Origin of the sequence: Pseudomonas spirodelae (genome assembly GCF_034653255.1) — a bacterium.
Lineage (GTDB): Bacteria > Pseudomonadota > Gammaproteobacteria > Pseudomonadales > Pseudomonadaceae > Aquipseudomonas > Aquipseudomonas spirodelae.
Genome location: NZ_JAYEET010000001.1, coordinates 380,017 through 401,747, shown reverse-complemented (window position 1 = coordinate 401,747; position 21,731 = coordinate 380,017). Strand labels below are relative to the sequence as shown.

18 protein-coding genes are annotated in these 21,731 nt (G+C 60.3%); 11 read left to right on the top strand and 7 right to left on the bottom strand.

Annotated features, from left to right (window positions below):
- Positions 1-328: 328 nt before the first annotated feature.
- From SOP97_RS01915 to SOP97_RS01905, 3 genes are all read right to left on the bottom strand, one after another.
- Positions 329-625, bottom strand: coding sequence for a hypothetical protein (locus SOP97_RS01915; protein WP_322947991.1), 297 nt, complete (start codon positions 623-625; stop codon positions 329-331).
- Between the two features lie 307 nt (positions 626-932).
- Entirely contained in the window at positions 933-2,183 is a 1,251-nt protein-coding gene (locus tag SOP97_RS01910) for a ribonucleotide-diphosphate reductase subunit beta (RefSeq protein WP_322947989.1), read from the bottom strand.
- 264 nt (positions 2,184-2,447) lie between these two features.
- On the bottom strand, positions 2,448-5,357 hold the full coding sequence (locus SOP97_RS01905) for a ribonucleoside-diphosphate reductase subunit alpha (RefSeq protein WP_322947987.1): 2,910 nt from the start codon (positions 5,355-5,357) through the stop codon (positions 2,448-2,450).
- Between the two features lie 784 nt (positions 5,358-6,141).
- Between SOP97_RS01905 and SOP97_RS01900 the strand changes: the two genes are divergently transcribed.
- Both SOP97_RS01900 and SOP97_RS01895 read left to right on the top strand, forming a co-directional pair.
- Complete coding sequence (locus SOP97_RS01900; protein ID WP_322947985.1) at positions 6,142-6,864, top strand: response regulator; 723 nt, start codon at positions 6,142-6,144, stop codon at positions 6,862-6,864.
- Positions 6,865-6,883: 19 nt separating this feature from the next.
- On the top strand, positions 6,884-8,485 hold the full coding sequence (locus SOP97_RS01895; protein ID WP_322947983.1) for an ATP-binding protein: 1,602 nt from the start codon (positions 6,884-6,886) through the stop codon (positions 8,483-8,485).
- An 87-nt stretch (positions 8,486-8,572) separates the two neighbouring features.
- Here SOP97_RS01895 and SOP97_RS01890 read toward each other — a convergent pair whose 3' ends face one another.
- From SOP97_RS01890 to minC, 4 genes are all read right to left on the bottom strand, one after another.
- Positions 8,573-9,208, bottom strand: coding sequence for an RluA family pseudouridine synthase (locus SOP97_RS01890; RefSeq protein ID WP_322947981.1), 636 nt, complete (start codon positions 9,206-9,208; stop codon positions 8,573-8,575).
- 56 nt (positions 9,209-9,264) lie between these two features.
- Entirely contained in the window at positions 9,265-9,519 is a 255-nt protein-coding gene (gene minE, locus SOP97_RS01885) for a cell division topological specificity factor MinE (RefSeq protein WP_025165363.1), read from the bottom strand.
- Entirely contained in the window at positions 9,516-10,331 is an 816-nt protein-coding gene (gene minD, locus SOP97_RS01880; protein WP_274088845.1) for a septum site-determining protein MinD, read from the bottom strand. Before minD ends, minE begins: the two co-directional genes overlap by 4 nt.
- Before the next feature lie 91 nt (positions 10,332-10,422).
- Positions 10,423-11,148: a septum site-determining protein MinC gene (minC, locus tag SOP97_RS01875; protein ID WP_322947977.1), complete on the bottom strand. Its 726-nt coding sequence runs from the start codon at positions 11,146-11,148 to the stop codon at positions 10,423-10,425.
- 157 nt (positions 11,149-11,305) lie between these two features.
- Here minC and SOP97_RS01870 point away from each other — a divergent pair, with 157 nt between their 5' ends.
- The 9 genes from SOP97_RS01870 (at position 11,306) to astE (ending at position 21,574) form a co-directional block, all read left to right on the top strand.
- The gene (locus SOP97_RS01870) at positions 11,306-12,232 is read left to right on the top strand and encodes a lipid A biosynthesis lauroyl acyltransferase (RefSeq protein WP_322947975.1); all 927 of its coding nucleotides are present in this window, start codon (positions 11,306-11,308) and stop codon (positions 12,230-12,232) included.
- 114 nt (positions 12,233-12,346) lie between these two features.
- Positions 12,347-13,549, top strand: coding sequence for a patatin-like phospholipase family protein (locus SOP97_RS01865; protein ID WP_322947974.1), 1,203 nt, complete (start codon positions 12,347-12,349; stop codon positions 13,547-13,549).
- Positions 13,550-13,817: 268 nt separating this feature from the next.
- The gene (locus tag SOP97_RS01860; protein ID WP_322947972.1) at positions 13,818-15,038 is read left to right on the top strand and encodes an aspartate aminotransferase family protein; all 1,221 of its coding nucleotides are present in this window, start codon (positions 13,818-13,820) and stop codon (positions 15,036-15,038) included.
- A 173-nt stretch (positions 15,039-15,211) separates the two neighbouring features.
- Positions 15,212-16,240: an arginine/ornithine succinyltransferase subunit alpha gene (gene aruF, locus SOP97_RS01855; protein ID WP_322947970.1), complete on the top strand. Its 1,029-nt coding sequence runs from the start codon at positions 15,212-15,214 to the stop codon at positions 16,238-16,240.
- A gap of 11 nt (positions 16,241-16,251) precedes the next feature.
- Complete coding sequence (gene astA, locus SOP97_RS01850) at positions 16,252-17,268, top strand: arginine N-succinyltransferase (RefSeq protein ID WP_274088851.1); 1,017 nt, start codon at positions 16,252-16,254, stop codon at positions 17,266-17,268.
- A gap of 93 nt (positions 17,269-17,361) precedes the next feature.
- Entirely contained in the window at positions 17,362-18,825 is a 1,464-nt protein-coding gene (astD, locus tag SOP97_RS01845; RefSeq protein ID WP_322947968.1) for a succinylglutamate-semialdehyde dehydrogenase, read from the top strand.
- A complete protein-coding gene (gene astB / locus SOP97_RS01840; RefSeq protein ID WP_322947966.1) occupies positions 18,822-20,189 on the top strand; it encodes an N-succinylarginine dihydrolase in 1,368 nt (455 codons plus the stop codon). The genes astD and astB overlap by 4 nt, the downstream gene beginning before the upstream one ends.
- A gap of 77 nt (positions 20,190-20,266) precedes the next feature.
- Positions 20,267-20,554 carry a topoisomerase II gene (locus tag SOP97_RS01835; protein ID WP_274088854.1) on the top strand — a complete coding sequence of 96 codons (288 nt, stop codon included), beginning with the start codon at positions 20,267-20,269 and terminating at the stop codon, positions 20,552-20,554.
- A 9-nt stretch (positions 20,555-20,563) separates the two neighbouring features.
- Positions 20,564-21,574 (top strand): succinylglutamate desuccinylase, encoded by a 1,011-nt coding sequence (gene astE / locus SOP97_RS01830; protein WP_322947963.1) that lies wholly within the window; start codon positions 20,564-20,566, stop codon positions 21,572-21,574.
- Positions 21,575-21,731: the final 157 nt, after the last annotated feature.

Sequence of the window (21,731 nt, the reverse complement as noted above, 5' to 3'; positions counted from 1 at the left end):
ACACCATCGCCCTTAATGCTGGYGYGAGTAAAGAGATACGGAGCGAAGCGTAGTAACAGCCGCAGGCTGGCCCGAAGGGTAAGCGCAGCGAATCAAGTGACTCGGCGTAAAGCCGAAACCAGTAGAAAAAGGCGACACAGCAAATAAACTTGTTCGCTTGTTGCTTTGTGTGGACAAGCTTCGCGTTGTCCACCCTACGCAGGAATATCGGTGCTCCGTAGGGTGGGTGGCGCTTTATGTATCCACCATTGCGGTGGCTGTCCGGGCTACTTGCTACGATCTTCCTAGCTAGCATCAGGGGGCGCAAAGCCCCCTGAGCATTACAGGCCTAAGCGGCGTGGCTTTTCGCTGCCCAGTGGCGTTGAATGAATTGGCTGGTTTCAGGGGCCAAATTGAACCAGTACGCATCGTTAGACGCGGTATCAACGACAATGAGGCTATCGTTGGAGTCCATTATTGACCAGACAGTCTTAGCCGCTTCTTCGGCAGTGCAGGTTGTGTTTAGGTACCAAAATGACTTCTGTACCTTGGCCCAACTACCTAAGGCTTTGATCTTATTCGCAACAAGGTCGTATTTTTGGCCAGGGGAATTTAGGTCGTACGAAATAAAAAGGTTATGTTGCATGGTGACTCTCCTGTAATCAGTGTGTGCTCGTTCTGAGCATTTTGTGAGCGTGAACGCTCAGGTTCGGTAAGAGCAAAACGCTCTAACTAAACCGTTGACACCGCACGAGAGGTCTCCATAATTACGCAGCGCTTTTGTCCAAAAGCTACGTGACTGGAGTTTCTTCGGTTGCGGCCCGAAACGGTTCACCGTTCCGGTCAAGACCCCAGGAAATCAGTGAGATGATTCCCTGGGGTTTCTTGTTTCTGCTCCCCTAAAATCACTATCTCTCGATAGTCAGCGCATCCTTGCGCTGTTCGTTTTCATATCAATCCCAGCTCAACGCCCCACCCGTCTGATACTCAATAACCCGCGTCTCGAAGAAGTTCTTCTCTTTCTTCAGGTCCATGATTTCCGACATCCATGGGAACGGGTTAGTAGTACCTGGGTACTCTTCCTTCAAACCAATCTGGGTCAGGCGACGGTTGGCGATGAACTTGAGGTAGTCCTCCATCATCGCCGCGTTCATGCCCAGTACGCCGCGCGGCATGGTGTCGCGTGCGTATTCGATTTCCAGCTGAGTGCCCTGGAGGATCATCTGGGTGGCTTCGTCTTTGAGCTGGGCATCCCACAGGTGCGGGTTTTCGATCTTGATCTGGTTGATCACGTCGATGCCGAAGTTCAAGTGCATGGACTCGTCACGCAGGATGTACTGGAACTGCTCGGCCACGCCGGTCATCTTGTTGCGGCGACCCATGGAGAGGATCTGGGTGAAGCCGCAATAGAAGAAGATGCCTTCCAGTACGCAGTAGTAGGCGATCAGGTTGCGCAGCAGTTCTTTGTCGGTCTCAACGGTGCCGGTGTTGAAGGTCGGGTCGGAGATCGAGCGGGTGTACTTGAGGCCCCAGCTGGCTTTCTTCGCGACCGATGGAATCTCGTGGTACATGTTGAAGATCGCGCCTTCATCCATGCCCAGCGATTCGATGCAGTACTGGTAGGCGTGGGTGTGGATCGCCTCTTCGAAGGTCTGGCGCAGGATGTACTGGCGGCACTCCGGGTTGGTGATCAGGCGGTACACGGCCAGGGCGAGGTTGTTGGCAACCAGGCTGTCGGCGGTGGAGAAGAAGCCGAGGTTGCGCATAACGATGCGGCGCTCGTCATCGGTCAGGCCGTCTGGGGTTTTCCACAACGCGATGTCCGCGTTCATGTTCACTTCTTGCGGCATCCAGTGGTTGGCGCAACCATCCAGATACTTCTGCCAGGCCCAGTCGTACTTGAAGGGTACGAGCTGGTTGAGGTCGGCGCGGCAGTTGATCATGCGTTTTTCGTCAACGGCAACGCGCGCGGCAGTGCCTTCCAGCTCGGCCAGGCCTTCGGCGATATCGAGTTGGTCAAGCGAGGCTTTGGCGCGGGCGACAGCGGCGCTGTCGTCGCTGGCTACGGCGCGGGCTTCAACAGCGGCAGCACCGCCGACCTGGTCGAGTTTGTCGATGCTCATGTCTGCCGTTTGGACAGAGGCTTTGTTGGCTACGGCGACTTCGGCGTCGTCGTCCTTGTCAAATTCATCCCAGCTCAGCATGGCTTGGCTCCTGCTTGCGGGCCGGTGAAATAACCGACCTGTGTGGATATACAGATTAATTGTGTTCCGTTGCGTACAGCGCGCAAGGGTAAAACGGGTGCCGCTGGTCGGGGTGGCTCTAATGACTGGCCGTTGCCCCGAGGCCCACGCCGGTGAGGGCGGGGGCTAGTAATGAGTGGGGAGGGCAGTGTTGCTTAGCCCTCTCCCGAGGTGTTGCTTCTTACTCTTGCTCGACATTCAAGCGTGCCGCTCAGATCCGCGCGCTTATTGACACGCCTCACAATCCGGCTCGTCGATGGCACAGGCCTTTGGCACTGGCGCTGGACCGGCACTCATTTCCACTTCCGGGGCCTTGGCCGGTGCGGCGCTCAGGCCATCGTTGCCACCATTGGACACGGCATTCAGCTTGCCGGTGTTGATGGTGGACTTCTCGGTGCTGGTCGCGGCCAGGGCACGGAGGTAGTAGGTGGTTTTCAGGCCACGGTACCAAGCCATGCGGTAGGTCACGTCGAGCTTCTTGCCCGAGGCGCCGGCGATGTAAAGGTTCAGCGACTGCGCCTGGTCGATCCACTTCTGGCGACGGCTGGCGGCGTCTACGATCCACTTGGTGTCGACTTCAAACGCGGTGGCGTAGAGGTCTTTCAGCTCTTGCGGGATGCGCTCGATCTGCTGCACGGAACCGTCGTAGTACTTGAGGTCGTTGATCATGACCGAGTCCCACAGGCCGCGGGCTTTGAGGTCGCGAACCAGGTACGGGTTGATCACGGTGAATTCGCCCGAGAGGTTCGATTTCACGTAGAGGTTCTGGTAGGTCGGTTCGATCGACTGCGATACGCCGGTGATGTTGGCGATGGTGGCGGTCGGTGCGATGGCCATGATGTTGGAGTTACGGATGCCTTTCTGCACGCGGGCACGAACCGGCGCCCAGTCCAGGGTTTCGTTCAGGTCGACGTCGATGTACTTCTGGCCGCGCTGTTCGATGAGGATCTGCTGCGAGTCGAGCGGCAGAATGCCTTGGCTCCACAGCGAACCCTGGAAGGTTTCGTAGCTGCCGCGCTCGTCGGCCAGGTCACAGGAGGCCTGGATGGCGTAGTAGCTGACCGCTTCCATCGATTTGTCGGCGAACTCAACGGCTGCATCGGAGCCGTATGGGATGTGCTGCAGGTACAACGCGTCCTGGAAGCCCATGATGCCCAGACCGACCGGACGGTGCTTGAAGTTGGAGTTACGCGCCTGCGGCACGCTGTAGTAGTTGATGTCGATCACGTTATCGAGCATGCGTACAGCGGTGTTGACGGTTTTTTCCAGCTTGGCGGTATCGAGCTTGCCGTCGACGATGTGGTTCGGCAGGTTGATCGAGCCGAGGTTGCACACGGCGATCTCATCCTTGTTGGTGTTCAAGGTGATCTCGGTGCACAGGTTCGAGCTGTGCACGACGCCGACGTGCTGCTGCGGGCTGCGCAGGTTGCATGGGTCTTTGAAGGTCAGCCATGGGTGGCCGGTTTCAAACAGCATGGAGAGCATCTTGCGCCACAGGTCTTTGGCTTGGATGGTCTTGAACAGTTTGATCTTGCCGCCGTACTGGGTCAGGGCTTCGTAGTACTCGTAGCGCTCTTCGAAGGCTTTACCGGTGAGGTCGTGCAGGTCTGGCACTTCGGACGGGCTGAACAGGGTCCATGGGCCGTCGTCGAAGACGCGCTTCATGAACAGGTCTGGGATCCAGTTGGCGGTGTTCATGTCGTGGGTGCGGCGACGGTCGTCACCGGTGTTCTTACGCAGCTCGATGAACTCTTCGATGTCCATGTGCCAGGTTTCCAGGTAGGCGCAGACCGCGCCTTTGCGCTTGCCGCCCTGGTTAACTGCGACTGCGGTGTCGTTGACCACTTTAAGGAAGGGGACAACGCCCTGGGATTTGCCGTTGGTGCCTTTTATATAGGCGCCCAGCGAACGCACTGGGGTCCAGTCGTTACCCAGACCGCCGGCAAACTTGGAGAGCATGGCGTTGTCGTGGATGGCGTGATAAATGCCCGACAGGTCATCCGGTACGGTGGTCAGGTAGCACGAGCTCAGCTGCGGACGCAGGGTGCCGGCGTTGAACAGGGTCGGCGTGGACGACATGTAGTCGAACGAGGACAGCAGGTTGTAGAACTCGATGGCGCGTTCTTCTTTCTGCTTCTCTTCAATCGCCAGGCCCATGGCCACGCGCATAAAGAACACCTGTGGCAGCTCGATGCGTACGCCATCTTTGTGGATAAAGTAGCGGTCGTAGAGGGTCTGCAGGCCCAGGTAGGTGAACTGCTGATCGCGCTCGTGGTTGATCGCCTGGCCGAGTTTTTCCAGGTCAAAGGTGCCTAGCACGGGGTTGAGCAATTCCAGCTCAATGCCTTTGGTGATGTAGGCCGGCAGCGCTTGGGCGTAGAAAGTAGCCATTTCGTGATGGGTGGCGCTGGCCGCGACGCCGAGGTAGTTCAGCGCTTCGGCACGGATGTTGTCCATCAGCAGGCGGGCGGTGACGTAGCTGTAGTTCGGCTCACGCTCAACCAGGGTGCGGGCGGTCATCACCAGGGCGGTGCTGACATCGCTCTGCGCAACGCCGTCGTAGAGGTTCTTCAGGGTTTCTTTCTGGATCAGTGCGCCATCGACTTCAGCCAGGCCTTCGCAGGCTTCGCGGATGATGGTGTCCAGGCGGCCCATGTCCAGCGGCGCAACGCTGCCGTCGAGGTGGGTGACGCGGATGCTTGGGTGCGGCTGAGCCGGGGTCTCAACGCTCTCGCGCTTACGCTCTTGGCTACGCAGTTCGCGGTAGATCACGTAGTCGCGGGCGACTTTCTGCTCACCGGAACGCATCAGGGCCAGTTCGACCTGGTCCTGGATTTCTTCGATGTGGATGGTGCCGCCGGACGGCATGCGGCGTTTGAAGGTGGCGGTGACTTGCTCGGTCAGGCGCTCAACCGTTTCATGGATACGCGACGAGGCGGCAGCAGTGCCGCCTTCAACAGCGAGAAAGGCCTTGGTGATGGCAACGGTGATTTTGTCATCGGTGTAAGGCACCACGGTGCCGTTACGCTTGATCACGCGCAGTTGGCCTGGCGCGGTGGCGCTCAGGTTCTGGTTGTCAGCGTTGGCCTGCGGCGCGTCGGCCTGCGAGTTCTCGCGGGAGGTGTCGGTGTGCATGAAAGTCTCCGTTCTTCTGGTTTTAGAGGGGCGCCGAACAGTTGATCAGTGCGCCGTACCATCGTTCATTCCATTTCAACAACGCCGCACGAACAGCACTAGGCCGTTCGTTCGGGACTTGCAATCTGGGCAGGTAAGGTACGACTAAGCGCCTTCCTGGCTCTTCAAGTCTTGTACAGGCATTCGACCTGTACCACTAGATGTTGTGGCACGTCGGGTATACGGCCTGTTCTGATCAAGGCGTCCACGCTCTTCTGGCGGGTCAGTGGCCTGATCTGGATCGGTGATGCTCAAACGCCCATCTAAGCTATTTTTTGCACTTTTTCAGTCCGTTGTATGGACTGCTTCGGGGCAAATGTGCTTGTGTGATTCTGTGTGCTAAAACCCAATATGTAGGTGTTTGTCGCGCTGGGGATACAAGATAGTGCGGTGTAGGGGTGAAGGCAAGTTGATAAATTTGCGCCGCCTGTGGATAAAGCTGTGGGTTACTTTGGGGTAACTTTCGCAAGGCCGCGTAGTTGCTGGGGTTGCCCCCTATAGACCGTTCGTCGTCATGGCTTGTGCTTTTTTAGCCACCCTTAAGGCGGTTTTTTAGTCAATCAGATAAACACAATATGTAGTCTTTTTGCCGGCATGGCTGGCCTGTTGCCGGGGGCTGGGTTGGCGTTTTTTTTAGCGCCACGTTGCCGCTCGTTAAGGCGCTTGTAAGGGCAGCGCGGTGTAGGCCGCGTTGCTACAATGCCGGCGCCGTTTTGGCCAGGTGAGCAGTGCTAGGGAGTTAGTTGTGGAGCAGCAGTCGTGGCACATCCTTATTGTTGAAGACGACCAGCGCCTGGCCGAGTTGACCCGCGAGTACTTGGAGGGTAATGGCCTTAATGTGGCCATCGAAATGGACGGCGCCAAGGCGGCCGCGCGCATTTTGCAGGAGCAGCCGGATTTGGTGATTCTCGACCTGATGCTGCCGGGTGAAGACGGCTTGTCGATCTGCCGCAAGGTGCGCGGGCAATATGAGGGGCCGATCCTGATGCTCACCGCGCGTACCGATGACATGGACCAGGTGCTCGGCCTGGAGATGGGCGCGGACGACTATGTATATAAGCCGGTGCGCCCGCGTGTGCTGCTGGCGCGTATCCGGGCGCTGCTGCGCCGCCATGAAAGTAGCGAGGCGCAGGTGCCGAATGAACGCCGGCGCTTGCAGTTTGGCCCGTTGGTGATCGACAGCGCCATGCGTGAGGCCTGGCTGGGCGAGCAGGGCATTGAGCTGACCAGTGCGGAATTCGATTTGCTGTGGCTGCTGACCTCCAACGCCGGGCGGATTCTCTCGCGCGAGGAAATCTTTAATGCCCTGCGCGGCATCGAGTACGACGGCCAGGACCGCTCCATCGATGTGCGCATCTCCCGTATCCGGCCGAAGATCGGTGATGATCCGATGCATCCGCGCCTGATCAAAACAGTGCGCAGCAAGGGCTACCTGTTTGTCGCCGAAGCGGCCGAGGCCATGGCATGAGTGGCGCGGTGATCCGTCCGTGAACTCGATCTTCCTGCGCATCTATGGCGGCATGCTGGCCGTGCTGGTGCTGGTGGCATTGCTGGGTGTCGGCGCGCTGCAGCTGCTCAACGACGTGCGTGTGGATCAATACCGCGAACGTCTGGCCCAGGGCACTTTCCGCCTGATGGCCGATAACCTAACGCCTATGGTGGAGGTGGAGCGGCGCCGTGCTGTCGCGGTGTGGGGGCGTTTGCTCGGTGTGCCCATGCAAGTCACCGCGCTGGCTGAGGCTGGCCTCGACAGCAGTGCGCGCAACAACCTGCGCCGTGGCCTGGTGCTGGTGCAGCAAACCGGCCCGCACGAGGCGCGTATTTACAGCCAGTTAGGTGAGCTGCCGTTGCTGCTTGTCGCGGATGTACAGCAGGTCAGTGAGCAGTTGGCGCGCGCCACCAGTTTTTTGCTGATTGATGAGCTGGTGCGCTACCCCTGGGATGAGCAGCCAAGCCGGCTGGCCGCGCTCAAACGCGATAAACGCTTTGGCTTCGACTTGCGCCTGGTGCGGCTCGATCAAGCCGACCTCGACCCCGACCAGCGTCGCCGCGTGGACGAGGGCGATACGGTGATGGCCTTGGGCCGGGGCGGTGACAGCATTTATGTGTTCTCCGGCATCGTCGACACGCCCTGGGTGCTGGAAATCGGCCCGCTGTACCAGATGGACCCTTACCCGGCGCAGTGGCTGGTATTGATTGGTGCGCTGAGCCTGAGCCTGATCGGCCTGATGGTTTACCTGTTGGTACGGCCGCTGGAGCAGCGCTTACGGGATGTGGAGGCCGCCGCGACCTTGATTGCCAGTGGTCGTCTGGATGCCCGTGTGCCGACCAGCGGTACCGACTCGGTCGGGCGCTTGGCGGCGGCCTTTAACGCCATGGCCGAGCACTTGCAGCGTTCTTTGGGTATTCAGCGGGAGCTGGTCCGCGCGGTATCGCATGAGCTGCGCACGCCGGTGGCGCGGTTGCGCTTCGGTCTGGAAATGATCGGCGATGCGGAAACCGACGCGGCGCGGCGCAAATACATGGAGGGCATGGACAACGATATCCAGGACCTCGACAAGCTGGTTGACGAGATGCTCACCTACGCGCGCCTGGAGCAGGGCGCGCCAGCGCTGAACTTCCAGCCGGTCGACCTGAATGAGCTGATCGATCAGGTGATCACCGAGCTGGCCCCGCTGCGCGCCAGTGTACGGGTTGAGCGCGGCCCCTCACGCGACGCCTTGGATGGCGGCGGTGCCTGTGTTGAGGCCGAGCTGCGCTACCTGCACCGTGCCTTGCAGAACCTGGTGAGCAACGCCATGCGCCATGCCGAGTCGCGCGTGCGGGTGAGTTACCAGATCGGCGCGCAGCGTTGCCGGGTGGATGTCGAGGATGACGGCCCCGGTGTGCCGGAAGAGGCTTGGGAGCACATATTCACCCCCTTCCTGCGTCTGGACGACAGCCGCACCCGCGCCTCGGGTGGGCATGGTTTGGGCTTGTCGATCGTGCGGCGGATCATCTACTGGCACGAAGGCCGTGCACAGATCAGTCGCAGTGCAGGGCTGGGTGGTGCGTGCTTTACCCTGATCTGGCCGCGTAAGCAGGCGTGACCGTAGCCCGGATGCAAGCCGGGAGCGGTTTCCAGGCAGTTACCGATTCCCCGTTTCATCCCGGCTACGCCGCGAATAAGCAGCTGATCAGAATGGTGCTGGGCACTCGAAACGCATCCGCTCGCCCGTTTGCGGGTGGGTCAGGCTGAGCATGCTGGCGTGCAGGCACAGGCGCGGATAGGCAGCCAGGGCTTGTTCGTGTGCGTACAGGCCGTCACCGAGTAGCGGGTGGCCGATGGACAGCATGTGTACGCGCAGTTGATGCGAGCGGCCGGTGATCGGCGTCAGCTCGACGCGGCAATGCTCTGCGTGGCGCTCCAGCACTTTCCAGTAGGTCAGCGCATGTTTGCCTAACTCATGGTCGACCACGTGGCGCGGTTTGGTCGGTGGGTCGTAGCGCAGGGGCAGGTCGATGCTGCCGCTGTCCAGCTCGGGTTGGCTCCAGCACAGTGCGGTGTAGGCCTTTTCAGTTTCGCGGTCGTGGAACTGGCGCGACAGTTCGCGGTGGCTGTCGGCGTCACGCGCCAGGACGATGATTCCTGAGGTTTCCCAGTCCAGGCGGTGGACGATGCGCGCTTCCGGGTAACCGTTCTCCTGCAGACGGGTAACCAGGCAATCACGGTTATCTTCCGCGCGGCCGGGCACCGAGAGCAGCAGGGTGGGCTTGTTGATCACCAGCAGGGCGGCGTCCTGGTGGAGAATTACGACATTTGACAGCGGCATGTGTATTCCACAAATAGAAACGGCGGCCAGAGCCGCCGTTTCGGGGTGTTAGACAATCAACGATCGGGCAGGGTGATGTTGAGTTCCAGAATGGAACAGCTGCCTTGGTTTTCCAGCGCGACCTGGACTTGATCCGAGTCGATGTTGACGTACTTGCGGATCACCTCGACCAACTCTTGCTGCAGGGCCGGCAGGTAGTCCGGCTGGCTGCGCTGGCCGCGCTCGTGGGCGACGATGATTTGTAGGCGCTCTTTCGCGATGGACGCTGTGGTTTCTTTTTTGCGTTCACGAAAGAAGTCAAAAATGTTCATTCACGACCTCCAAACAGGCGTTGCATGAATCCCTTCTTCTGCACATCGAGGAACCGATGCGCCACTTCCTTGCCCAGCAGGCGGTCAACCGCGTCGCTGTAGGCTTGGCCTGCATCACTCTGGTCGTCGAGGATCACCGGTACGCCCTGGTTCGAGGCCTTGAGTACGGCTTGCGACTCAGGGATCACGCCGAGCAGGCGGATGGCGAGGATTTCTTCAACGTCTTCAACACCGAGCATTTCGCCTTTGATCACGCGCTCAGGGTTGTAGCGGGTCAGTAGCAGGTGTTCCTTGATTGGCTCTTCGCCCTTCTCGGCGCGGCGCGATTTGCTCGCCAGCAGGCCCAGCATGCGGTCGGAGTCACGTACCGAGGACACTTCTGGGTTGGTCACGACAATCGCCTCATCGGCGAAGTACATGGCCAGGTGCGCACCTTTTTCGATACCGGCTGGCGAGTCGCAGACCACGTATTCGAAGTTCTGGCGCAGTTCTTCGAGGACTTTTTCAACGCCTTCTTCGGTCAGCGCGTCTTTGTCGCGGGTCTGGCTGGCGGCTAGCACGTAGAGGTTTTCCAGGCGCTTGTCTTTGATCAGCGCCTGCGACAGGGTGGCTTCGCCGTTGACCACGTTGACGAAGTCATACACCACGCGGCGCTCGCAACCCATGATCAGGTCAAGGTTACGCAGGCCGACGTCGAAGTCGACGATGACAGTCTTGTGCCCGCGCAGGGCGAGGCCGGTACCGATGGCAGCGCTGGTGGTGGTTTTACCAACGCCACCTTTGCCGGACGTAACAACGAGGATCTTGGCCAAGGTGATTCACCCTAAAATGTAGAGATAACGCAGGTTCCATGGCCTATTTCAGGCTTCCGGCTGCCCTGTTTGAAAGTGGCCGCAGTATCCGTTAAAGGCGTGTGATGTTCAACACGTCACCCGACAGGCAGACATGCACGGCCTGGCCCCAGAGCGGGTCGCGGCGCAAGTCTTCGGCAACTTTATAGTGGCCCGCGATGGAGAGCAGTTCTGCGCCCATTTGCTGGCAGAAAATCCGCGCCTTGAGGTTGCCCTTGATGCCGGCTAATGCACGGCCGCGCATGGGGGCGTAAACATGGATGTTGCCATCGGCGAGAAGTTCCGCACCGGCGCTGACGGGGGCTAAAACGATCAGGTCACCGCCCTGGGCATAAATTTGTTGGCCGCCGCGCACTGGGCTGGTGATGATTTTGCTTGGCTTGAACTCCGGTTCAGCCGGTTTTTCCGGTTTTGCAGGGGCCAGTTCAATCGGTCGTTCACGCGCGCCGGACGGCGGCAGTACGGGCAGGTCCAGCGCTTGCGCGGCGTTGATGTCGGCTTCGCGGTTAGCGCGGACCGCCAGGGTGCGCAGGCCGTGCTTGCGGCAAACGGCCATCAGCTCAGTCAGGTCGAGGGCGCCTTCGCTTTCTGGCAGCTTGTCGAGGGCCAGGATCAGCGGGGTGTTGCTGAAAAAAGCCGGCGCCTGGGCGACTTTTTCGCTGAGTTGCAGGTCGAGGCGAGTGAGATCGTTGTGTGCCAGTTCCATGACGGTGATGGCCAGCATGCTGCCTTTTAGCTGGAATACGGGGTCTTGCTCGAGAAGATCAGCTTGGCTCATGGTCTGCCTGATACGGCCCTTGTTTAGAAACTGGGGGAAAGTAAGCCGGTCTTATAACGAGAACGCCGCGCGCTCGCAAGTTGCGTGCGGCGAAACCAAGGCTCAGGGAAAGTCCTGATAGAATGCCGCGCTTTATTGCGTGCCTCGGACCTGCTTTATGGATCGCCCCGTTTTCCGTGCTTATTTCCTGCATCCGCGTTTCTGGCTGTTATGGCTGGGGCTGGGCTTGCTGTGGTTGGTCGCGCAGCTGCCTTATAAGGTGCTGCTGTGGTTGGGGCGCTGCCTGGGTGCGCTGATGTACCGCCTGGCCAGCGCGCGGCGCAAGATCGCTGCGCGTAACCTGGAACTGTGTTTTCCGCAGATGTCCGCTGTCGAGCGCAAGGCGTTATTAAAGGAAAACTTCGCCTCTACCGGGATTACCTTTTTCGAAATGGCCATTGCCTGGTGGTGGCCGGCTGAGCGTTTGCGTCGCCTGGGGACGATTGAGGGGCTGGAGCACCTGCGTCAGGCCGAGGCCGATGGGCAGGGGGTGATTCTCATGGCGCTGCATTTCACCACCCTGGAAATGGGCGGTGGCCTGCTCGGCCTGGCCCAGGACATGTATGGCATGTACCGCCCGCACAAAAATCCACTGTTCGATTACGTCCAGCGCCGTGGCCGCGAGCAGCGTTTGCTCGGGGTGATTGGCCGTGACGATGTGCGCGGCATGCTCAAGCTGCTGCGCGCCGGCGGGGTGGTGTGGTACGCGCCCGATCAGGATTACGGCGCCCAGCGCAGCGTGTTTGTGCCGTTGTTTGGGGTGCCGGCGGCTACCGTCACGGCCACCAGCAAATTTGCGCGCATGGGGCGGGCCAAGGTTATCCCCTTTACCCAGCAGCGCTTGCCTGATAGTCAGGGTTACCGCTTAGTGATTCATCCGCCGCTGGCGGACTTTCCCAGTGACAGCGAAGAAGCCGACTGCCTGCGGGTTAATCAGTGGATCGAGCAGGCCATCAGTGCTTGCCCTGAGCAGTACCTGTGGGCGCATCGGCGTTTCAAGACCCGCCCTGAGGGCGAGCCGAAGCTGTATAAAAAGAAGCGCTAAGCCGATACCGCCTCTGGCGGGCGCAGTGCTTAAGTCGGCTTTCTTGGCGTTTGCGGGTTCCGTGCGCGCTTGACGGGCTTCTATACTGGCGAAAAAAACAATGGGAACTCGCCAATGCCGCACACGGCTTCAACCGATCAGCCTGTCACCGGGCTGATTCTCTCCGGCGGTGGTGCACGGGCGGCCTATCAAATCGGTGTGCTGGCTGCCATCGCTGACCTCTTGCCCAATGCTGCGCACAATCCTTTCCCGGTAATAGTCGGCACCTCTGCGGGGGCGATTAATGCGGTGGGGCTGGCCTGTGGTGCGTTGCACTTCACTGAAGCGGTGCGCCGGCTGACGAGTGTTTGGCAGGGCTTTCACACCCATCAGGTGTATCGCAGTGACTGGCCGGGTGTCTTGCGCCAGGCCAGCCGCTTTGTCGGTCACAGCCTGCTGGGGTTGGGCGGGCCGGTACCGGTGGCGTTGCTCGACAGTTCGCCGCTGGCCAAGCTGCTGGCGCGTGAGCTGGATTTCAGTGGTATCTCCGCCGCCGTACGCCACCGTCAGCTGCGCGCGGTGGCCGTCACCGCGTTTGGTTATGAGAGCGGTCAGGCCGTGACCTTTTATCAGGGGCGCGCCACCATCGATCCGTGGTTTCGCCATCGTCGGGTCGGTGCGCCTACCCGTCTTGCGCTTGAGCACCTGCTGGCGAGTGCGGCAATTCCGTTGATTTTCCCGCCGGTAAAGATCAACCGCGAATACTTTGGCGACGGTGCGGTGCGCCAGTCCGCACCGATCAGCCCCGCCTTGCACTTGGGCGCCCGCCGGGTGTTGGTGGTGGGGGTCAGCGATAACCCGGTAGGGTTGCAGGCTCAGGTGCCGGTGCTCCGTCCCAAGGAAAGCCGCCAGCCCAGCTTGGCGCAAATCAGTGGGCATATGCTCAACAGCACCTTTATCGATAACCTGGAAAGCGACATCGAGATGCTTGAACGGCTCAACCAGATGGGTCGTTTGATTCCCGCCGAGCTCCACCCGCGTGGCTTGGGGCTTAAGCCGGTGGACGTGTTGGTGATTTCCCCCAGCCAGCCGCTGGACTTGATCGCCGCCCGTCATCGGCATGAGCTGCCCAAGGCGCTACGCCTATTTCTACGTGGGCCAGGGGCGACTAAAGCCAGTGGTGCGGGGGTGCTGAGTTACCTGCTATTCGAGCCGGGTTACTGCAACGAATTGATCGAGCTGGGCTATCAGGACGCCATGGCCCAGAAAGCCCGCTTGATCGAGTTTCTTAGCCTCGACAGCCCACCCGTGCCGGCCGGGGTCGCTGAGCCTGCCTAAATAGGGCGGCGTCTTGAATGGCTGCCAGGGATGGCTGGCCGTCAAAATCCTTTAGCGTCGCGCGGATAAAACCGCGCCAAGGGTAGCGGGCTGCATTTAAACTGCGCCTTCACGATGCTTTCTGTCGCATTTGCGAAAGCAGTGGTTTTCCTCGGGTCGGCGCTATAAGAAGTTGTCGCATGGCGGCAATGCCGGCTCTGGATCAGTCCCTACAATCCGTCACGTCGCCTGCTAGTCAATGCAGGTGTTCCTCGTTAGGAGAGCTTAGATGTCTGTTCAGCACGACCCGGTGCAGCGCGCCGATTTCGACCAGGTGATGGTGCCCAACTACGCACCCGCAGCTTTTATTCCAGTCCGCGGCGCCGGTTCGCGTGTATGGGATCAAAGCGGTCGTGAGCTGATCGACTTTGCCGGCGGCATCGCCGTCAACGTACTCGGCCACGCCCATCCGGTGCTGGTTAACGCGTTGACCGAGCAGGCCGGCAAACTTTGGCATGTGTCCAACGTGTTCACCAATGAGCCGGCGCTGCGCCTGGCCAAGAAGCTGATTGACGCCACCTTCGCCGATCGCGTGTTCTTCTGTAACTCCGGCGCCGAAGCCAACGAGGCCGCGTTCAAGCTGGCCCGTCGCGTGGCCTTCGATAAGTTCGGCGAGGACAAGCACGAAATCATTGCCGCGACCAACAGCTTCCATGGTCGCACTCTGTTTACCGTCAGCGTCGGTGGTCAGCCGAAGTATTCCGATGGTTTTGGCCCAAAGATCCAGGGCATCAGCCACATTCCTTATAACGATATCGAGGCACTCAAGGCCGCGGTATCGGACAAGACCTGCGCCGTGGTACTGGAGCCGATTCAAGGTGAAGGCGGTGTGCTGCCGGCTGACCTGGCTTACCTGCAAGCGGCCCGCGAGCTGTGCGACAAGCACAACGCATTGCTGGTGTTCGACGAAGTACAGAGCGGCATGGGCCGCAGCGGCGAGCTGTTCGCCTATATGCACTACGGCGTGACCCCGGACATTCTCTCCAGCGCCAAGAGCCTGGGCGGTGGTTTCCCGATCGGCGCGATGCTCACCACCACTGAGCTGGCCAAGCACTTGGCCGTCGGTACCCACGGCACCACCTACGGCGGTAACCCGCTGGCCTGTGCGGTGGGTGAGGCGGTCATTGACACCATCAACACCCCTGAAGTGCTGGCTGGGGTTAAGGCCAAGCATCAGCGCTTTAAAACCAAGCTGGAGCAGATCGGCCAGCAATACGGCGTATTCAGCGAAGTGCGCGGCCTCGGTTTGTTGATCGGCGCGGTGTTGTCCGATGCCTGGAAAGGCAAGGCCAAGGCGATTCTCGACGCCGCAGCGGTAGAAGGCGTGATGGTGTTGCAGGCCAGTCCGGATGTAGTGCGCTTCGCCCCAAGCCTGGTGGTGGAAGACGCCGATATTGATGAAGGTTTGGCGCGTTTAGAGCGTGCCGTGGCCAAGCTGACTCAGGCCTGATTGCCGGTCTGAGCCGCCGTAAATGGTGGCTCAGGCTGTGCCCGCTCGACCCAGGACGGGTTGAGCTAAACAGCAAGGAAGCCCGTCTCTGTGTGTGCCGCGGCCTTGGCTTGCGGTTTTCTCTGGGTCGCTCGTGAGAGCTGCTTGGAGCTTTTATCCAAAGGAGTGACACCATGCTGGTGATGCGCCCCGCGCAAATGGCCGACCTCACTGAAGTGCAGCGTCTCGCCGCGGACAGCCCGGTTGGTGTGACTTCACTGCCCGACGACAGTGACCGTCTGCGTGAAAAGATTGCCGCCTCGGAAGCCTCGTTTGCCGCCGAAGTCAGCTTCAACGGTGAAGAGAGCTACTTCTTCGTCCTGGAAGACAGCGACAGCGGGCGCCTGGTGGGCTGCTCCGGCATCGTCGCCTCGGCCGGTTACTCGGAGCCGTTTTACAGCTTCCGTAACGAAACCTTCGTGCACAACTCCCGCGAGCTGAAGATCCACAACAAGATCCACGTGCTCTCGTTGTGCCACGACCTGACTGGCAACAGCCTGCTGACCAGCTTCTACGTCGAACAACCGCTGGTGAACACCGTCTGGTCCGACCTCAACTCGCGGGCGCGCTTGTTGTTCCTGGCCAACCATCCGGAGCGCTTTGCCGATGCCGTAGTGGTGGAAATCGTCGGTTACAGCGATGAGGCCGGCGACTCGCCGTTCTGGGATGCGGTGGGGCGTAACTTCTTCGACATGAACTACACCGAAGCCGAGCGCCTGTGTGGCCTGAAAAGCCGCACCTTCCTGGCCGAGTTAATGCCGCACTACCCCATCTACGTGCCGCTGCTGCCGGACGAAGCTCAAGAAGCCATGGGCCAGGTGCATCCGCGGGCGCAGGTCAGCTTTGACATCCTTATGCGCGAAGGCTTCGAGACCGACCACTACATCGACATTTTCGATGGCGGCCCGACTCTGCATGCGCGCACCTCGGGCATTCGTTCGATTGCCCAGAGCCGCGTGGTGCCGGTGCGTTTGGCGGCTGAGAAAGCCGAGCCGAGCAAAGGCGGGCGGCCATACTTGGTCAGTAATGGCCAGTTGCAGGATTTTCGCGCGATTGTCGCGGAGCTGGATTGGGTCCCGGGTAAGCCGGTCACCCTGAGTGTTGCGGCCGCCGAAGCCCTGGGCGTCGGCGAGGGCGTCAGTGTTCGCCTGGTTGCGGTTTAAGGAGTTAGCGCATGATCGTTCGTCCCGTTCGCAGCACCGATCTGCCGGCTCTGTTTCAACTGGCACGTAGTACCGGCGCTGGTTTGACTACCTTGCCCGCCAATGAGGAGCGCTTGGCGCACCGCGTTGGCTGGGCTGAAAAAGCCTTCCGCGGTGAGGCCGCCCGCGGCGATGCCGACTACCTGTTCGTGCTCGAAGACGACAATGGCGAGGTGGTCGGTATTTCCGCTGTCGCCGGTGCCGTCGGCCTGCGTGAGCCCTGGTACAACTACCGGGTTGGTTTGACCGTCAGCGCCTCGCAGGAGCTGAATATCCATCGGCAGATTCCCACCCTGTTCTTGGCCAACGACCTGACCGGCAACTCCGAGCTGTGCTCGCTGTTCTTGCGCAGTGACCAACGCAGCGGGCTTAACGGTCGGTTGTTGTCGAAGGCGCGCTTTCTGTTTATCGCCGAATTCCGTGAGCTGTTCGGCGACAAGGTGATCGCCGAGATGCGCGGCATGTCCGATGAACAGGGCCGTTCGCCGTTTTGGGAGTGCCTGGGTCGGCACTTTTTCAGAATGGAATTCAGCCAGGCGGATTACCTCACCGGTGTCGGCAACAAGGCCTTTATCGCTGAGCTGATGCCCAAGTTTCCGCTCTACACCTGCTTCCTTTCCGAGGATGCGCGCAACACCATCGGCCGTGTCCACCCGGACACCGAGCCGGCGCTGGCCATGCTCAAGGCCGAAGGTTTCAGTTACCAGGGCTATGTCGACATCTTCGACGCAGGCCCGGCCATCGAGGCGCAAACCGCGAAGATCCGCGCGGTACAGGACAGCGAAGTGCTGGTACTGGCCATCGGTACGCCAGGCGATGACGTTACCCACTACCTGATCCATAACCGCAAGCGCGAAGACTGTCGGATTACCGTCGCCCCGGCGCGTCTGGCTGCCGGCACGCTGGTGGTCGATGCACAAACGGCCAAGCGCCTGCAGCTGTCGGCAGGCGATCAAGTGCGCGCGGTAGCGGTCTCCGCTCGCGGTTAAAGGCTATGCGCCACTGCGTGTGCTAAGGCTGTGTCTAAATTGCTAATCCGGCGGCTAGCCGGGTCCACACCTTGCTGGGAGTGATAAAACAAGATGAGCACTCATTACATTGCCGGTGCATGGCACGCAGGTCAGGGTGAAGCCCTGGAATCGCTCAATCCGGTCAGCCAGGAAGCCATCTGGCACGGCCAGGCCGCCAGTGCTGCGCAGGTTGATGCTGCCGTGCAGGCCGCCCGTGCCGCATTCCCCGCTTGGGCCTCGCGCTCGCTGGATGAACGCATTGCCGTGCTTGAGCAGTTTGCCGCCACCCTCAAGCAGCAGGCTGACGCGCTGGGCTACTGCATTGGTGAGGAAACCGGCAAGCCGCTGTGGGAAACCGCCACCGAAGTCACCAGCATGGCCAACAAGGTCGCCATCTCGGTGCAAAGTTACCGCGAGCGTACCGGTGAGAAGAGCGGCCCGTTGGGCGATGCCACAGCAGTATTGCGGCACAAGCCGCATGGTGTGGTTGCCGTGTTTGGCCCGTACAACTTCCCCGGCCACCTACCCAACGGCCACATTGTGCCGGCGCTGCTGGCAGGCAATTGTGTGGTGTTCAAGCCCAGCGAATTGACGCCGAAAGTCGCCGAGTTAACGGTTAAGTGCTGGATTGAGGCCGGCTTGCCGGCGGGCGTGCTCAACCTGGTGCAAGGTGCGCGCGAGACAGGTGTGGCGCTGGCGGCCCATGCGGGTATCGACGGGTTGTTTTTCACCGGTTCCAGCCGCACGGGCAACCTGCTGCACAAGCAGTTCTCCGGTCGTCCGGAGAAAATTCTCGCGCTGGAAATGGGTGGCAACAACCCGCTGGTGGTTGAGCAGGTCAGCGATATCAATGCCGCCGTGTACACCATCATCCAGTCGGCGTTTATTTCCGCCGGCCAGCGCTGCACCTGCGCGCGGCGTCTGCTGGTGCCGCAAGGCGCGTGGGGTGACAGCTTGCTGGAGCGCCTGGTGGAAGTAGCGGCGAGTATCAAAGTCGGTAGTTTCGACGCTCAGCCAGCGCCGTTTATGGGTTCGGTGATTTCTCTGGATGCTGCTCAGCACTTGCTCAAGGCCCAGCAACACCTGCTGGCCCAGGGCGCCAAGCCGCTGCTGAAAATGTCTCAACCGTTGCAGGGCGCGGCTTTGCTCACGCCCGGCATTATTGACGTAACGGACCTGGCCGAGCGGGCGGATGAGGAGTTCTTCGGCCCGCTGCTGCAGGTGATTCGCTACACCGATTTTGCTGCCGCGATTGCTGAGGCCAACAACACCCAATATGGGTTGGCTGCTGGGCTGCTGTCTGACTCCAAGGCGCGTTATGAGCAGTTCTGGCTGCACAGCCGCGCGGGTATCGTTAACTGGAACAAGCAGCTGACTGGTGCTGCCAGCACCGCGCCGTTTGGCGGCGTGGGGGCGTCCGGTAACCACCGCGCCAGCGCCTATTACGCGGCTGATTATTGCGCTTACCCGGTGGCTTCGCTGGAAGCCGACAGCCTCAGCCTGCCTGCCACCCTGACTCCGGGAGTCAGCCTATGAGCCCAGTCGCCAGCAGTAACGCATATGAGGTCAATTTTGACGGTTTGGTCGGCCCGACCCATAACTATGGCGGCCTGTCTTACGGCAACGTGGCTTCGCAGAGCAACAGCCAGGTAGGGTCGAACCCGAAAGAGGCTGCCAAGCAAGGCCTGGCCAAGATGAAGGCCTTGATGGAAATGGGCTTCAAGCAGGGCGTGCTGGCCCCGCAGGAACGGCCGAATGTCGCGGTACTGCGTAGCTTGGGGTTTGCCGGCACTGACGCGCAGGTGATCCAAAAGGCTGCGAAAGACGCCATGCCGCTGCTGGTTGCCAGCTGCTCGGCTTCCAGCATGTGGACGGCCAATGCCTGCACCGTCAGCCCGAGTGCTGATACTGCGGATGGTCGCGTGCATTTCACCGCCGCCAACCTCAACTGCAAATTCCACCGCTCCATCGAACACCCAACCACCAGCCGTGTGCTGGGCGCCATGTTCGCCAATCAGCAGCACTTCGCCCACCACGCCGCGCTGCCCGCCGTTGCTCAGTTCGGCGATGAAGGTGCGGCAAATCACACGCGGTTCTGCAAAGGCTATGGCGATGCGGGTGTGGAGTTCTTTGTATTCGGCCGCAGTGCTTTTGACAGCCGCTTCCCGGCGCCGCAGCGCTACCCGGCGCGGCAAACCCTGGAGGCTTCGCAAGCCGTGGCGCGCCTGCACGGCCTCAGTGATGACGGTGTGGTTTACGCTCAGCAAACCCCGGCGGTGATCGATCAAGGGGTGTTCCACAATGACGTGATCGCCGTGGGTAACGGTGAGGTGCTGTTCTATCACCAAGACGCCTTCCTCGACACGGATAAGGTGCTGGCCGAACTGGGCGACAAGCTCGCCCGTCGTGGCGGCAACCTGCAGGCGGTGTGCGTGCCGCGTGATGCGGTGGCGGTCGAAGACGCGGTCAAATCCTACCTGTTCAACAGCCAGCTGCTCAGCCGCGCCGACGGCGGCATGCTGCTGATCGTGCCGGAAGAGTGCCGCAACAACGGCAATGTCTGGAACTACCTGCAGCAGCTGACCAGCGGCAACGGGCCGATCCGTGAAGTACAGGTGTTTGACCTCAAGCAAAGCATGCAGAACGGCGGTGGGCCAGCCTGCCTGCGCCTGCGAGTCGCGCTCAAGGAAGACGAGTTGGCGGCGGTCAACCAGGGCGTGATCATGACCCCGACGCTGTACGACACCCTCAATGTTTGGGTCGACAAGCACTACCGCGATCGCCTGAGCGAAAACGATTTGGCTGATCCACAATTGTTGAGTGAATGCCGTACGGCCTTGGATGAACTGACGCAGATCCTTAAACTGGGCGCGGTTTATCCTTTTCAATTAGCTAACTAGGCTGGGTCGCGCTTTATCGATCCACCGGTGGATGTAAAAAATCACATCCACCCTACATCCAAAACTGTGGAGATTTTATGAGCGATGCCCTGCAACTGATCCTCGAAGACACTGACGGTACCCAGCTGGAAACCTCCTGTACACGCTTTGCCGTGATCTGGCAGGGCCAGGAAATCTGGTTCCAACAGGTAGGCAACAACCAGTTGATGATCGGTGTCGACGTCGAGGAGGGCGCTGCCGAATACGCCAACCTGCTGCTGCGTCCATTGGCTACCAACCTGGTCAGCCTGGAGCTGGAAATGGAAGCCGCTGAGCCGGGCGATGACGACGAGCACGTGCACGGCCCAGACTGCACTCACGACTGAGGAACCACTATGCTTGCCCTTGGGAAATTGCTTGAACTGACCCTGGCCGGCCATGAGCCGGCAGCAAAAATTCAGCTGACTCCCGAGGGTACGCGTGTGCGTTGGCTGGCCGAAGGCGCGGTGGAAATCACCCCGCCTGCGGCCCGCGACAACGGCCAGGACCTGCTGCTGTCGGCGGGTATCCATGGCAATGAAACCGCCCCAATCGAATTACTCGACCGCCTGCTGCAGGCCATTGCGCGTAATCAGCTGCAGCCGTGCGCACGCATTCTCTTTCTGCTGGGTAACCCGGCCGCGATGCGTCGCGGTGAGCGGTATGTCGAGCAAGACATTAACCGCCTATTCAACGGGCGCCACGACCAACACAGCGGGCCCGAGGCGCTGCGCGCCTGTGAGCTGGAGCATCTGGCTGCGGCTTTTTTCAGTAAGCCCGAGCGCACCCGCCTGCATTACGACCTGCACACCGCTATTCGCGCGTCGAAGGTTGAACAGTTTGCTCTTTATCCCTTCCAGGAAGGTCGTCCGCGCAGTCGGCGTGAGCTGGCGCGTTTAAGTGTCGCTGGGATTGAGGCCGTGCTGCTGCACAACAAAAGCTCGGTTACCTTCAGTGCCTACACCTACACCCAGCTCGGGGCGGAAGCGTTCACGCTGGAGCTGGGCAAGGCGCGGCCGTTTGGGCAGAACGCGTTGGTCAACCTCGACCGGCTTGAGCTGCACATGCAGGCACTGATTGAAGGGCGTGAGTTGGAGGCGGCCTCGGATGATCTGGGCGAGCTAAAGCTATTTGCCGTGGCCCGCGAAGTGATCAAGCACAGCGATGCGTTTCAGCTGCACCTGCCGGCTGATATCGAGAATTTCAGCGAATTGCCCGTTGGCTACCTGCTGGCGGAAGACCTCAGTGATACCCGCTGGGTGATCGATGAGCCGGGTACGCGGATTATCTTTCCCAATCCCAAAGTCAAAAACGGCCTGCGGGCCGGCATCTTGATTGTTCCCGCCGAAGACGTGCAGCTGGCTTAAGCTATTAGGGTGGATGGCGCTTTATTCATCCACCAATCGATGCACGCCAGGCGGATGAAAAAGGCGTCATTCACCCTGCACAGCTGTCCTGCGCGTTCTCGCCTTATCTGTACCTTGTTTGCCTCAGTTGGGCGCTTTAGCATCGGGCTTTAGCCTC

What these genes read in the sequence shown, in the direction of transcription:
- SOP97_RS01915 (WP_322947991.1), bottom strand. Translation starts at nt 625, where the DNA reads ATGCAACATAACCTTTTTATTTCGTACGACCTAAATTCCCCTGGCCAA.
- SOP97_RS01910 (WP_322947989.1), bottom strand. Translation starts at nt 2,183, where the DNA reads ATGCTGAGCTGGGATGAATTTGACAAGGACGACGACGCCGAAGTCGCC.
- SOP97_RS01905 (WP_322947987.1), bottom strand. Translation starts at nt 5,357, where the DNA reads ATGCACACCGACACCTCCCGCGAGAACTCGCAGGCCGACGCGCCGCAG.
- SOP97_RS01890 (WP_322947981.1), bottom strand. Translation starts at nt 9,208, where the DNA reads ATGCCGCTGTCAAATGTCGTAATTCTCCACCAGGACGCCGCCCTGCTG.
- minE (WP_025165363.1), bottom strand. Translation starts at nt 9,519, where the DNA reads ATGAACATTTTTGACTTCTTTCGTGAACGCAAAAAAGAAACCACAGCG.
- minC (WP_322947977.1), bottom strand. Translation starts at nt 11,148, where the DNA reads ATGAGCCAAGCTGATCTTCTCGAGCAAGACCCCGTATTCCAGCTAAAA.
- SOP97_RS01870 (WP_322947975.1), top strand. Translation starts at nt 11,306, where the DNA reads ATGGATCGCCCCGTTTTCCGTGCTTATTTCCTGCATCCGCGTTTCTGG.
- SOP97_RS01865 (WP_322947974.1), top strand. Translation starts at nt 12,347, where the DNA reads ATGCCGCACACGGCTTCAACCGATCAGCCTGTCACCGGGCTGATTCTC.
- SOP97_RS01860 (WP_322947972.1), top strand. Translation starts at nt 13,818, where the DNA reads ATGTCTGTTCAGCACGACCCGGTGCAGCGCGCCGATTTCGACCAGGTG.
- aruF (WP_322947970.1), top strand. Translation starts at nt 15,212, where the DNA reads ATGCTGGTGATGCGCCCCGCGCAAATGGCCGACCTCACTGAAGTGCAG.
- astA (WP_274088851.1), top strand. Translation starts at nt 16,252, where the DNA reads ATGATCGTTCGTCCCGTTCGCAGCACCGATCTGCCGGCTCTGTTTCAA.
- astD (WP_322947968.1), top strand. Translation starts at nt 17,362, where the DNA reads ATGAGCACTCATTACATTGCCGGTGCATGGCACGCAGGTCAGGGTGAA.
- astB (WP_322947966.1), top strand. Translation starts at nt 18,822, where the DNA reads ATGAGCCCAGTCGCCAGCAGTAACGCATATGAGGTCAATTTTGACGGT.
- SOP97_RS01835 (WP_274088854.1), top strand. Translation starts at nt 20,267, where the DNA reads ATGAGCGATGCCCTGCAACTGATCCTCGAAGACACTGACGGTACCCAG.
- astE (WP_322947963.1), top strand. Translation starts at nt 20,564, where the DNA reads ATGCTTGCCCTTGGGAAATTGCTTGAACTGACCCTGGCCGGCCATGAG.